Origin of the sequence: Flavobacterium sp. CECT 9288 (genome assembly GCF_918731615.1) — a bacterium.
Lineage (GTDB): Bacteria > Bacteroidota > Bacteroidia > Flavobacteriales > Flavobacteriaceae > Flavobacterium.
Genome location: NZ_OU957226.1, coordinates 2,653,498 through 2,666,523, shown reverse-complemented (window position 1 = coordinate 2,666,523; position 13,026 = coordinate 2,653,498). Strand labels below are relative to the sequence as shown.

Below are 13,026 nucleotides of genomic sequence, written 5' to 3'. Positions count from 1 at the left end.
TTAAAATTTTGAATTATCTGCATTGAATATGATTTTTTATATGGTTTTAGGAATAATAATTTTTAAAAACGGGACTTCTATTAAATTTTTTTAAATCTCAGCTTTAATTCTTAAATTTGCTAAACAAAATAACATTTAATTCTTATGTCTCAATTCTGCATTAAATTTTTAGTGCAATTAGACTTAATATATCACACTTATGAGTACTTATAACGATTACATTATTGAGATTGAAGAGCGTAAAGTTCAAGGTCTTCACCCAAAACCAATTGATTCAGCAGAATTGCTAATCGAAATCGTAGCACAAATTAAAGATACAAATAACGCAAATAGAGCAGATTCTCTTAAGTTTTTTATCTACAATACCTTACCAGGAACTACAAGTGCTGCTACTGAAAAAGCAAAATTTTTAAAAGAAATTATTCTTGGAGAAGAAGTGGTAAATGAAATTACTCCTGCTTTTGCTTTTGAATTATTATCTCACATGAAAGGTGGTCCTTCAATTGAAGTGTTATTAGATTTAGCTTTAGGAAATGATGTTGCAATTGCTAAAGATGCTGCTAAAGTTCTTAAAACTCAAGTGTATCTTTACGATGCCGATATGGATCGTTTGAAAGCTGCATTTGAAAGTAATAATGAAGTAGCTAGAGAAATTTTAGAAAGTTATGCTCAAGCAGAATTCTTTACAAAACTTCCAGAAGTAGCTGAAGAAATTAAAGTAGTAACGTTTATCGCAGGTGAAGGAGATATTTCAACAGATTTACTTTCTCCAGGTAACCAAGCACACTCACGTTCAGATCGTGAATTGCACGGTAAATGTATGATTACACCTCAAGCACAAGATGAAATCAAAGCCTTGCAAGCACAACATCCAGATAAATCTGTAATGTTAATTGCAGAAAGAGGTACAATGGGAGTTGGTTCATCTCGTATGTCAGGTGTAAATAACGTAGCGCTTTGGACAGGTAAACAAGCAAGTCCATATGTGCCATTTGTAAATTTTATGCCAATTGTTGCCGGTACAAACGGAATTTCTCCAATTTTCTTAACTACAGTTGATGTAACTGGTGGTATTGGTTTAGATTTGAAAAACTGGGTAAAAAAGACAGACGCTAATGGAGAAGTGGTTCGTAATGAAAGTGGTGATCCAGTTTTAGAAGAAGTATATTCTGTAGCTACTGGAACAGTGCTTACCATCAATACAAAAACAAAAAAATTATACAACGGAGACAACGAATTAATTGATATTTCTAAAGCTTTCACGCCTCAGAAAATGGAATTCATCAAAGCAGGTGGTTCTTATGCGATTGTTTTTGGTAAAAAACTTCAAACTTTTGCAGCAAAAACGTTAGGAATTGAAGCGCCTTTAGTGTATGCGCCTTCAAAAGAAGTTTCAATTGAAGGACAAGGTCTTACTGCTGTTGAGAAAATCTTTAACAGAAATGCTGTAGGGACTATTTCTAAAAAAGCATTACACGCTGGTTCTGATGTTCGTGTTGAAGTAAATATCGTTGGTTCTCAAGATACAACGGGATTAATGACGGCTCAAGAATTAGAGTCTATGGCAGCAACAGTGATTTCGCCAATAGTTGATGGTGCTTACCAATCAGGTTGTCATACTGCTTCAGTTTGGGATAAAAAGGCGCAAGCTAACATTCCAAAATTGATGAAATTCATGAACGATTTTGGTTTGATTACTGCACGTGACCCAAAAGGTCAATACCATGCTATGACTGACGTAATTCATAAAGTTCTTAACGATATAGTAATTGACGATTGGGCTATCATTATTGGTGGTGATTCACATACACGAATGTCAAAAGGAGTAGCATTTGGTGCCGATTCAGGTACAGTTGCTTTAGCTCTTGCAACAGGAGAAGCTTCTATGCCAATTCCTGAATCTGTAAAAGTAACTTTCAAAGGCCAAATGGCAACTTACATGGATTTCCGTGATGTGGTTCATGCTACTCAAGCGCAAATGTTACAAAAATTTGGAGGAGAAAATGTTTTCCAAGGAAGAATTATTGAAGTGCATTTAGGAACGCTTACAGCCGATCAAGCCTTTACATTTACAGATTGGACTGCTGAAATGAAAGCCAAAGCTTCGATTTGTATTTCAGAAGATGATACATTAATTGAATCTTTGGAAATTGCAAAAGGAAGAATCCAGATCATGATTGATAAAGGAATGGATAACAAAACGCAAGTTCTTCAAGGCTTAATCAACAAAGCAAACAAGAGAATTGCTGAGATTAAATCAGGTGATAAACCAGCTTTAACTCCAGATGCGAATGCAAAATATTATGCTGAGGTTGAAATTGATTTGGACGTGATTAATGAGCCAATGATTGCTGATCCAGATGTAAATAACAAAGATGTTTCTAAAAGATATACTCACGATACCATTCGTCCACTTTCATTCTATGGTGGGGATAAAAAAGTAGATTTAGGATTCATCGGTTCTTGTATGGTGCATAAAGGTGATATGAAAATCTTAGCGCAAATGCTTAAAAACGTAGAGGAACAAACTGGTAAAGTAGAATTTAAAGCGCCATTAGTAGTAGCGCCACCTACGTACAACATTGTTGATGAATTAAAAGCAGAAGGAGATTGGGAAGTTTTACAAAGATATTCTGGTTTCGAGTTTGATGATAACGCTCCAAAAGGTGCTGCACGTACAGAATATGAAAACATGTTGTATTTAGAGCGTCCAGGTTGTAACTTATGTATGGGGAACCAAGAAAAAGCTTCAAAAGGAGATACGGTTATGGCAACATCTACTCGTTTGTTCCAAGGTCGTGTAGTAGAAGATACAGCTGAGAAAAAAGGAGAATCATTACTTTCTTCTACTCCAGTTGTTGTATTGTCTACTATTTTAGGAAGAACTCCTACTATTGAAGAATATAAAATAGCAGTTAAAGGTATCAATTTAACCAAGTTTGCTCCTTCAAATAAGCAATCCGTTTTATAAAGAGATACGTTAAATTTTTTGTAAAAAGCTCGAGTTTAGGTACTCGAGCTTTTTTTTGTGTAATAGCTGTCCTAATTTTTCGTAAATTGTAAATAAGTTTAGTAACATTTAAAATGAAATTATGGCCTTTGATATAGAAATGATAAAAAGAGTGTATAGCAACATGGTACATCGTGTTGATGCAGCACGAAAAGTTGTAGGTAGACCGCTTACATTAAGCGAGAAAATTTTGTACAATCACCTTTGGGAAGGCATGCCTAACCAAGCTTTTACTCGTGGTGTTGATTATGTTGATTTTGCACCAGATAGAGTTGCATGCCAAGATGCTACAGCACAAATGGCCTTATTGCAGTTTATGCATGCGGGTAAAAAGACGGTAGCTGTACCCACAACAGTTCATTGTGATCACTTAATTTTGGCAAAAAATGGAGCTAAATCCGATTTGGCTGTAGCCAATACACAATCCAAAGAAGTTTTTGATTTCCTTTCCTCAGTTTCCAATAAATACGGAATCGGGTTCTGGAAACCAGGTTCAGGAATTATTCATCAAATCGTTTTAGAAAATTATGCTTTCCCAGGAGGTCTGATGATTGGTACTGATTCACATACCGTTAATGCGGGTGGTTTGGGAATGCTCGCCATTGGTGTTGGTGGAGCTGATGCTGTTGATGTGATGTCTGGAATGTCTTGGGAATTGAAATTTCCTAAATTAATTGGAGTTAAATTAACGGGTAAGTTATCTGGATGGACTGCTCCAAAAGACGTTATTTTAAAAGTAGCTGATATCCTGACTGTAAAAGGAGGCACAGGAGCTATTGTTGAATATTTTGGAGAAGGAGCAACTTCAATGTCATGTACAGGTAAAGGAACTATTTGCAACATGGGTGCTGAGATTGGAGCAACAACATCTACATTTGGTTATGATGAATCCATGCGCAGGTATTTAGCGGCAACGGGCAGACAAGATGTGGTAGATGCAGCAGACCATGTAGCAGCATATTTAACCGCAGATCCTGAGGTTTATGCAGATCCTGAAACTTATTTCGACCAAGTAATTGAAATTAATCTTTCTGAATTAGAACCACATATTAATGGACCTTTTACGCCAGATAGAGGAACACCAGTTTCTCAAATGAAAGCAGAAGCGGCTGCAAATGGTTGGCCAATTAAAGTAGAATGGGGTTTGATAGGGTCTTGTACCAACTCCTCTTATGAAGATATGGCACGAGCGGCATCGATTGTAAACCAAGCGGTAGCACATGGTATTACTCCAAAAGCAGAATTCGGAATCAATCCAGGATCAGAACAAATTAGATATACGATTGAAAGAGATGGAATTATTGCCACTTTCGAAAAAATGGGAACCAAAGTATTTACCAATGCTTGCGGACCGTGCATCGGGCAATGGGATAGAGCAGGAGCGGATAAAGAAGAAAAAAATACCATTGTGCATTCGTTCAATCGAAACTTTTCGAAAAGAGCCGATGGAAATCCTAACACCCATGCTTTTGTAACTTCCCCAGAAATGGTTGCGGCTCTGGCTATTTCGGGACGTTTGGATTTTAATCCGATTACAGATACCTTGATAAATGATAAAGGTGAAGAGGTGAAATTAAAGGCTCCTTTTGGAGATGAACTGCCACAAAAAGGTTTTGCAGTAGAAGATAATGGATTTCAAGTACCAGCTGAAGATGGTTCTGGAGTTCAAATTTTAGTTAGTGAAACGTCTGATAGGCTGCAACTTTTAGCTCCATTTGAAGCCTGGGATCGAAAAAATATTACAGGAGCAAAGTTATTGATAAAGGCTTTTGGCAAGTGTACTACAGATCACATATCAATGGCTGGTCCTTGGTTACGTTTTAGAGGTCATTTAGATAACATTTCTAACAATATGTTGATTGGTGCCGTTAGCGCGTTTACTCAAAAAACGAACGCTGTAAAAAATCAAGTAACAGGTGAATATGACGCTGTTCCTGCGGTGGCAAGGGCTTACAAAGCAGCTGGAATTCCGTCAATAGTTGTGGGAGATCACAATTATGGAGAAGGTTCTTCACGTGAACATGCCGCTATGGAGCCTCGATTTTTAGGGGTGAAAGCCGTACTTGTTAAATCGTTTGCACGCATACATGAAACGAATTTAAAAAAACAAGGTATGCTGGCTTTGACTTTTACAAATGAAAATGATTATGATAAAATTCAAGAAGACGATACTATTAATTTTCTTGACTTAATATCATTTGCACCTGCAAAACCACTCACACTAGAGTTTGTTCACTCAGATGGTAGTAGTGATCGAATTCTTGCAAATCATACTTATAATGAAAGTCAAATAGGTTGGTTTGAGGCAGGATCAGCTTTAAATTTAATTGCTGCAGCAAGTAATTTATAAACAGATTTTATATCTTTTAAAACTCTCAAAGCTATTTTGAGAGTTTTTTTGTGATATAAATTACTTGAGTTGACTTAAGAAGTAAGAATAGTAATAAATATCAAGTAAGCTAGTTCGTTTAATTTTTCTAAAGAATTCGTTAAAATGGATTTTTTCAACGTTAAAGTTCTAAAAAAGGGTGTGTTTTTTGACTAAATCAATTAAATTAGCTTTTTTGAAATGATTAAATAAAAATTTAATTCATTTTCAGGAATTTTTGAATTTAATGCAATCCTAATCCCAATCGCTAATATTTAGATTGGAAAAACTCTTTCAGACAAAGAGATTAAGGTAGTTGCATTTTTATATTGTTTAGAAATGAAAAGTTATATATCATTTTTTTAATCAATTAACTGAGAACCAAATCACGCTCTCTATGTTTTTAAAGAGCACCAAACAAATAAATATGAATTTACGATTACTAACAGCTTTATTTTTTCTAAATAGTATTGCTATTTTCTCGCAAGAGCGAGTCATAAAACATACTATCGTAAAAGGAGAAACCGTATCCAGTATTGCTGATAAATATGAAGTGAAGCAAAGTGAGATTATAAAATTAAACCCAAGTGCCAAAAAATTATTAAAACTGAATGCCATTTTGATAATCCCACAAGAGGCTAAAAACAAAAGTGTTTCCAAAAGTAATTCGATCTTAAGTCAAAAAACAAAAGATCATGAAGTACAAGCCAAAGAAACGTTATACGGAATAGCTAAACAATACGGAATTGCATTTAAAGTTCTGAAAGAATTAAATCCAACGCTAGGAGAAAGTGAACTGCGAATAGGTCAAAAAATTAATATTCCTGAAAACGCATTTTTATCTAGTAAAACGGAATTGGATGTTGCAAATCGCACCGAAAGAGGTAATAGCGAAGATCAAAATGAAGTTAAAAGCACTTTTACAAGAGCAGTTTTACCAAAAGAGACAAAGTATTCTATCACACGAAAATACGGTATTACAATCAAAGAATTTGACAAAGCAAATCCTGAAATAGGCGTAAAAGCATTGCGGGCGGGTCAAATGATAACAATCCCGGGCACAGAGGTTGTATCACAAAGTCAAACTATCCCTCTTGAAGAAACTAGTAAAACAATTGTTGCAGCAAGTCCCAAAAATGAAAATTTGGAAACAATACCAGCTACAAGTAGCGTAGTAGAAAAAGTAACAGATAATTCAGCTAATCCTAGTCAGTCTAATATTGCAACAGCAACATTAAGTTCTAATTCCCAAGCTATATTAAGAGAGGTTTTACCTAAGGAAACTAAGTATGCTATAGCTAAACAATATGGTATCACTGTTCAAGAATTAGAGAAACAAAATCCTACAATAAAAAACGGACTTCTTGTAGGGGATAAACTTTCTATTATTTCACCAATAACTTCAAATACTGTACTTGAAACAGCTGGAGATATAAAAATTACTGATGCGGCTATAGAAAGTAAAAAAATTGACTTTAATACCTCCGTTAAACCATCATTTAATCACGATTTTTTAGACCAGTTGATTTCTAGAGCCTCAGAAAATATAGGAACTCGATACCGAAGTGGAGGCACTAGCAAAGAGGGCTTTGATTGTTCTGGATTGATGTGTTCTACATTTGGTTCTTTTGATATTAAATTGCCACGAACTTCAAGAGAGCAATCTGCAGTGGGCACTAAGATTAGTACAGATGAAGCTCAAAAAGGAGATTTGATTTTTTTTAAAACCAATGGTAGAGGGCAAATCAATCACGTGGGAATGGTTGTTGAGGTTTGTGAAGGTGAAATTAAATTTATTCATTCCTCTACAAGTAACGGTGTAATTATTTCTTCGACAAAAGAGCGATATTACGAAAAGAACTTCTCGCAAATCAACAGAGTTGTGCAATAAGTGCAATACAAAATGTATCAAAAAAGCCTCTTTTTTATTAAGAAAAGAGGCTTTTTTGATGAAAATGAAACTTTTATTTAGAATCAATAACTGAAATAACCGTTTTAATATTTGATATCCATTCTTTTACTGTTCCAATGTTTGTGTTTATTGCTATACTGTTGTTGTGATAAGGCTTGTAGATATCAATGTTTGGCCTTGAAAACAAACCTACTGTAGGAGTTAAACCTGCACTTGCTAAATGCATAATGCCACTATCAGCGCCTATGAAAAGTTTTGTGTTTGCAACTACAGCAGCTATTTCTCTCACATCTTTACTATAAAATGAAGTTGCCTTAAAATTGATTTGTGAAACATTTTCAACGGGTAAAATTTCTAAGATATTGTAGTCAGAAAATTCTAATTTTAGACCCACATAAAATTCTTCCCACCACGTTGTAGAGTAACATTTGTCAGCCGTAGCATAAGTAAAAATACAAATGGTTTCTTTGTCATTTGATACTAAAGCATCAACAGCGTTCTTACCTTGTAGTAATTCCGCTGCTGTCAGTTTGATGTCTAGTGGAGGCAAAGCTGCATGATTCTCGGGGAAACCTAATTTAGTTAGAAAACTACGGAATTCATAGATAGGAAACTTTGCAATATGATCGTAATCAGGATATTTCATTCGGAGTACTTCGTCTTCTTCTCCAAAAAATTTGTATTTTGCATTTGCAAATTGTGCTGATAACCTACCAGAAGAGGAGTTTTTATCCACATTTATGACAATATCATATTTTTCACTTTTGATTTTCACCCATACTTTAAAATAAGTAATAAGATCTTTAAAAGGTTTTTTAGGTAATTCTATTATGTTATTGATGTTGTCATAGTTTTTAAAAACAATTGGTGCCAAGCCTCCCTTTACAAACAAATCTATATTACAATCTGGAAAAGTGTTTTTGACATCCTGAACAAGCGGAGTAATTAGTAGTAAGTTCCCAAGCCTGTGATTGGGTCTAGAAATTAAGACTTTTTTAATTGTTATTTTTTGAGAAGGATCTATGGCATAGTTGTTAGCAGATTTGCCAATATTTTTTGTAAGTCCACGAGTTACAGTTCGTCGCAGCACATTGATTTTTGTTAGAAGGCTCATGTTATATATGAAATGTTATACTGTTCTATTTTGGACAAATGTACAATTTACTTGTTTACATTGTTTTTTTGAGTAAAAAAGTATTATTTCGAACTGGTTCGAAAATTGAAAGGGCTTTACAGAACGTGAGTTTTGTATTGTTTCTCTCTGGTTGAAATTCATTTTTGTTGCTGAATAAATACACTTTTCATGAAGTACAACAAAATAGAATTAATGTAAATAACCCTATTCAGATATAAAATACTACTCTATTTTGAATAGGTTCTAAAATATTTTGCAATCTTTGAATTCTAAAAAAAAATACATCAATATGAGCAAGACTAAATTAACAATCAATAAAAATGGTTCTATAAAAATAGAAGGTGATTTTGAAATTACAGATTGCAATGGTCAAACCTACGGATTAGAAGGAAGAACAGCATTGGGCCTTTGTCGTTGTGGTTTATCTGCTAACAAACCTTTTTGTGATGGTGCACACCGCAATAGTTTTGAGCATGAGCCAGCTGCATTTGACTTACCACCGATGAAAACAAAGTAAGATCGTTTTCTGATTCCAGTAAATAGGAAAAGCTACATCGTAATGAGTGTAGCTTTTCTTGTTTTTGTGGGTATTTAATAGAATTATAAAACCCTATTTACTTTTCAAACTACTAATAATCGCCATTACATCTTGATCACCAAATCCTTCTTTTTCGGCTGCAGCATAACTGTCATACAAAGGATGAATGAGTGGCGAATCTAATCCTGCAGCTTTGGCTAAGCCTAAATCTTTAACCAAATGTTTTAAGGCAAATGCCGCTGGATACGAATCGCTTAAAATAGAAGGTGTTTTGATATTTGTGATGCCGTTACCACAAGCGCCTTGATTGATAATGTAAAGCATGTTTTCTTTGCTAACGCCGTTTTTCTCGGCAAATAAAACCGTTTCGGCTATTCCTTGAAGATTTAATCCTAATAGGTAATTGATGGCTAATTTAGCTGAACTTGCCACGCCGGGTTCGCCTACATGAATGGCAATTTTACCCAAAACATCAAATATCGGTTTTACTTTCTCGAAATTTTCTGGAGTAGCACCCACCAAAATTACGAGTGTTCCATCTTGCGCTGGTTTTACACTTCCCGAAACGGGCGCATCTATAAAAGCTACTTGATGTTGGTTGCAAATGGTATTTAAATATCGAGAGGTTTCAGGAGAAACGGTACTCATATTGATAATTGTTTTTCCTGAATTAGCTTTCGATAACAAACCGGTTGTACCTTCAAAAACTTCTTTTACTGCTGCGTCATTAGATAACATAGTTAACACCACGTCACAGGTTGCCATAATTTCTTGTAAACTGTCTGCTGATTTTGCTCCTGCAGCCAGTAAAGGTGCTTCTTTTTCTTTGGTTCTATTAAAAACGGATACATTAAAACTCGCTTTCAGTAGGTTAAGCACCATTGGGTTACCCATGTTGCCCAGACCAACCCATCCTAATTGTATATTTTTCATAATGTTCTAGTTCAAAAAATGATTTGTTTTCTTTTTGGTTTTAAATGCATACTTGCAAAAGGTAAACAACACTAAAGTACGGTTTAATTTTGGAAAATATACCATCTTGCCGATAGCACATTTAGGAGTGAGGACTTTTGGTTTTAAACTTATAAATAACTCATAAGTCTCGCCAACAAAAAACCGATTCCAACTCCAATCACAGACCAAAGAATCCTCTGTTTGATATTAATTTTAGCGGATTGTTCTTCAAGCAACAGATCATTTTCCATCAATTGCATTTTCATATTTCCTGAAAAGTATCTGACTTTTAAAACTAAATTCCTGCCTTGAAGTTTTATGGGATGATTTTCACCTGAGAAAGAAAACTTACTTGAAACTTTTTTTCCGTTTAAAAGCACTTTTTCAACTCCAAGAATAGTGTTCCAAAATTCTATTGTGTTGTTTTCAATAGTAAATTCAGCGTGTTTCATCGTATAATAAATGAGAATTGTTATGCAATTTGGCGTTATGATTTTAGTTTTTACGAATGAATTACAAAGTAGCTTTACGCCAATTGTACAATAACAATCGTCTTCTATCATCAATATCATTCACTCTTACCTCAGTAATATCCTCTATTTTAAAAAGTGAAGTTCCTAGATCTTCTCCGTTTTTTGCTACACAATTCAAAATAAAATCTTCATCAGAAAGGTTTTTTACAAAACCTGAGAAAAATTCATTTCCGTTGATTTCAAAACTCGCCATTTGATCCTGAGCATTATGCAATTGTAAAACAGCACTAAACTGCCAGTTTTCGGATTGATTCAAGTGAATAGCAAAGTTGGATGGCTTGTCAATAATGTCCGAATACTCAATAAGGCACTCCATAACCTTAATGTAATCATCATTGAAGTCTACATTTTTTATGTTTTGCAATCTGATAAAAATAATTCCATCTGGTTTTCCAAAACGGGTGTAATGCCTAAACCCTATATATTCTTCGTTAATTTCAGTGATGTATCCTACAAGAGAGCCTTTGTCTGAGTTGTATTGCCAAATGGAAATTATTTCTTTGTTTTCCTTAGATTTTTGTAATATCGACTGTAAAATACTGGTACTCATCTGGGGCGATTTCTTTTTTGGTTGAAATAATTTTTTTAAAAATAGAATCATGATGGTTGGCTTGGTTAATCTATTTTATAAAATGTGTCTGAACCGATTCTCTCTTTAAAACCGATTTTGATTATGTTTTGTTAGTATGATACTATTTTATTTGCTAGAACTAATTGTAAATTTTTTAAGTTGCTTTTTTTAGTTTTTGTTCACCAAATCAATTAAAATTCCTATTACTACAGGTATTACCCAAAAAAATATCATACCTAATAGGTACGCACCCAATGCCTTAATATAGCTCATAACTTTGCCTTTATTAAAAAAATCTCCTACTGCCCAAGAACTATACAATATACCTACGGCACCTGCAAATGTCATAATTTTGAAATGTGTTACACCTTCAATGATTACAAAAACTGAAAATATCAGCATTGCCATTCCCAAAACAAAACATAGCATTATCAAGATTTCGTAGAAGTTATAGCTGGACTTTTTAAAAAATATTTTCAACCACATTGCTATTAATACTCCCATCAATATGTTTGCATATCCATAATGTCCTTGTAACCATTTTACAATTATGCTTGTTGTATCATTCTGAGCTCCTTGGTATTTTACATATCCATCCTCAAGGTTGAAAAAGTTATTTAGGATGGTGTAAATTAGAGAAGTGACAATTATAAATATAACTGGTTTCACAAGTCGGGTTCTATTTTGTGTGAAATAATCTCTGATGTTTTTTCCAGGATTAACTAGTAACTCTTTAACGGTAAATAAAATGCCCCGTTCAAAATGTAAAACGTGTTCTATTTCATGAATTATGTAGTGTCCGTTAATTCTTTTTAATTCAGCTGGCTGTCCGCACTCTGGACAATACTTTGAGGTTAATTCTTGATTACAATTGTTACAATTCATGTTTATAGATTCTTAATTATTTTGCCTATAGGTTAATAGCTATACCGTTTGGTTCAAAGGGTAAGTGAATTTAATCGTAAATATAATTGATTTTAACTACAAAATAAGAACAGTATCATTATGAATATGTTTTGTTTTAGGTACTAGCTGATTATTTGAAATTTATGCTGTGGTATTAAATTTTATTTCTTTTTGAGTTCTTTCATTAAATCTTCTAGATAGTCTGTTTGGATTTCTTGAATTTCAAGTAGTTTTTTGTTTTGATGGGCTAACAAATGGTCAATTTTTTCACTTAAAAGTTTTATTTCAAGTTCGGCTTTTAAATTGATTTTATAATCATGTTCGCTTCTCTGTCTGTCTTTTTGTTCCTGTCGGTTTTGGCTCATCATAATAATAGGTGCTTGGATAGCTGCTAATCAAGAAAGAATCAGGTTAAGCAATATAAAGGGAAATGGGTCAAATGGTTTTGTAGTTAAAAACCAAATATTAATGATCATCCAAATTAAGATGAAAGAAAAGAAAGTGATGATGAACATCCAACTACCACCAAATGCAGCAACATTATCAGCAAGTTTTTGTCCAAAAGTGAGTTCAGCCTCCATTTCATCTTGAATATTTTCAGAAAGAATGGAGTTGTTTTTTATGGCCTCCATTACATCTTGATCAATGGCTGCAATTTCTCCTTTTTCTAGAATGATTAAGGAGGTTAAATAAAGGCGTCTGTATTGATTTAATTCGTCAATAGAAATATAATCGTCTTGTTTTAAGTCGGGAAAGTTTGATTTGATTAAATTGAAAATTCCTTCTCTTATATCCCAACATTTTACCTCTTCACCCTTTTGAATTTCTTTTTTACTGATGTGGCTTGTTTTCATTTGGGTTTTATATTATTTGATACTATTTAATTTTCTTCTTTTAGCTAAAGAATTAATTTCAAAAGCACTTTTCAAGACTTATTATTATCATAGCCAATATGCTTTAAAAACGCTGTATGTATACGTAAATATAGTTGTTCTAAATTACAAAACCGTAATGTATTCTAATTTTAAAGTTTGCTTTTGAATCTAATAAAAAATAGAACAGTAAGCCTTACAAGCGCGCTTTCTATTCAATAAAGCAC

At 33.8% G+C, this 13,026-nt stretch carries 9 protein-coding genes and 1 pseudogene; 4 read left to right on the top strand and 6 right to left on the bottom strand.

Annotated elements, in window-relative coordinates; all coding sequences use genetic code 11:
* Positions 1-199 precede the first annotated feature (199 nt).
* The 3 genes from LQ189_RS11745 to LQ189_RS11735 all read left to right on the top strand — a co-directional run bounded on the left by LQ189_RS11745 (position 200) and on the right by LQ189_RS11735 (position 7,269).
* Positions 200-2,971: a bifunctional aconitate hydratase 2/2-methylisocitrate dehydratase gene (locus tag LQ189_RS11745; RefSeq protein WP_230157320.1), complete on the top strand. Its 2,772-nt coding sequence runs from the start codon at positions 200-202 to the stop codon at positions 2,969-2,971.
* Positions 2,972-3,092: 121 nt separating this feature from the next.
* The gene (locus LQ189_RS11740) at positions 3,093-5,360 is read left to right on the top strand and encodes an aconitate hydratase (protein ID WP_230157318.1); all 2,268 of its coding nucleotides are present in this window, start codon (positions 3,093-3,095) and stop codon (positions 5,358-5,360) included.
* Positions 5,361-5,805: 445 nt separating this feature from the next.
* Positions 5,806-7,269 (top strand): peptidoglycan endopeptidase, encoded by a 1,464-nt coding sequence (locus tag LQ189_RS11735; protein ID WP_230157316.1) that lies wholly within the window; start codon positions 5,806-5,808, stop codon positions 7,267-7,269.
* Positions 7,270-7,342: 73 nt separating this feature from the next.
* Here LQ189_RS11735 and LQ189_RS11730 read toward each other — a convergent pair whose 3' ends face one another.
* Entirely contained in the window at positions 7,343-8,404 is a 1,062-nt protein-coding gene (locus LQ189_RS11730; RefSeq protein ID WP_230157309.1) for a glycosyltransferase family 9 protein, read from the bottom strand.
* Positions 8,405-8,714: 310 nt separating this feature from the next.
* Between LQ189_RS11730 and LQ189_RS11725 the strand changes: the two genes are divergently transcribed.
* Positions 8,715-8,942: a CDGSH iron-sulfur domain-containing protein gene (locus LQ189_RS11725; RefSeq protein WP_230157307.1), complete on the top strand. Its 228-nt coding sequence runs from the start codon at positions 8,715-8,717 to the stop codon at positions 8,940-8,942.
* A gap of 93 nt (positions 8,943-9,035) precedes the next feature.
* Here LQ189_RS11725 and LQ189_RS11720 read toward each other — a convergent pair whose 3' ends face one another.
* The 5 genes and pseudogenes from LQ189_RS11720 to LQ189_RS16315 all read right to left on the bottom strand — a co-directional run bounded on the left by LQ189_RS11720 (position 9,036) and on the right by LQ189_RS16315 (position 12,781).
* A complete protein-coding gene (locus tag LQ189_RS11720; RefSeq protein ID WP_230157305.1) occupies positions 9,036-9,896 on the bottom strand; it encodes an NAD(P)-dependent oxidoreductase in 861 nt (286 codons plus the stop codon).
* A gap of 149 nt (positions 9,897-10,045) precedes the next feature.
* Positions 10,046-10,369 carry a hypothetical protein gene (locus LQ189_RS11715; RefSeq protein ID WP_230157303.1) on the bottom strand — a complete coding sequence of 108 codons (324 nt, stop codon included), beginning with the start codon at positions 10,367-10,369 and terminating at the stop codon, positions 10,046-10,048.
* A gap of 61 nt (positions 10,370-10,430) precedes the next feature.
* Positions 10,431-11,000, bottom strand: a complete 570-nt coding sequence (locus LQ189_RS11710) for a hypothetical protein (protein WP_230157301.1) — start codon at positions 10,998-11,000, stop codon at positions 10,431-10,433.
* Positions 11,001-11,189: 189 nt separating this feature from the next.
* On the bottom strand, positions 11,190-11,906 hold the full coding sequence (locus LQ189_RS11705; RefSeq protein WP_230157299.1) for a DUF3667 domain-containing protein: 717 nt from the start codon (positions 11,904-11,906) through the stop codon (positions 11,190-11,192).
* Between the two features lie 182 nt (positions 11,907-12,088).
* Positions 12,089-12,781: pseudogene (locus LQ189_RS16315) on the bottom strand (DUF1003 domain-containing protein).
* Between the last annotated feature and the right edge of the window lie 245 nt (positions 12,782-13,026).

Excerpts from the sequence above, each read along its gene's own strand:
- LQ189_RS11745 (WP_230157320.1), top strand. The coding sequence starts at position 200 with ATGAGTACTTATAACGATTACATTATTGAGATTGAAGAGCGTAAAGTT.
- LQ189_RS11740 (WP_230157318.1), top strand. The coding sequence starts at position 3,093 with ATGGCCTTTGATATAGAAATGATAAAAAGAGTGTATAGCAACATGGTA.
- LQ189_RS11735 (WP_230157316.1), top strand. The coding sequence starts at position 5,806 with ATGAATTTACGATTACTAACAGCTTTATTTTTTCTAAATAGTATTGCT.
- LQ189_RS11730 (WP_230157309.1), bottom strand. The coding sequence starts at position 8,404 with ATGAGCCTTCTAACAAAAATCAATGTGCTGCGACGAACTGTAACTCGT.
- LQ189_RS11725 (WP_230157307.1), top strand. The coding sequence starts at position 8,715 with ATGAGCAAGACTAAATTAACAATCAATAAAAATGGTTCTATAAAAATA.
- LQ189_RS11720 (WP_230157305.1), bottom strand. The coding sequence starts at position 9,896 with ATGAAAAATATACAATTAGGATGGGTTGGTCTGGGCAACATGGGTAAC.
- LQ189_RS11715 (WP_230157303.1), bottom strand. The coding sequence starts at position 10,369 with ATGAAACACGCTGAATTTACTATTGAAAACAACACAATAGAATTTTGG.
- LQ189_RS11710 (WP_230157301.1), bottom strand. The coding sequence starts at position 11,000 with ATGAGTACCAGTATTTTACAGTCGATATTACAAAAATCTAAGGAAAAC.
- LQ189_RS11705 (WP_230157299.1), bottom strand. The coding sequence starts at position 11,906 with ATGAATTGTAACAATTGTAATCAAGAATTAACCTCAAAGTATTGTCCA.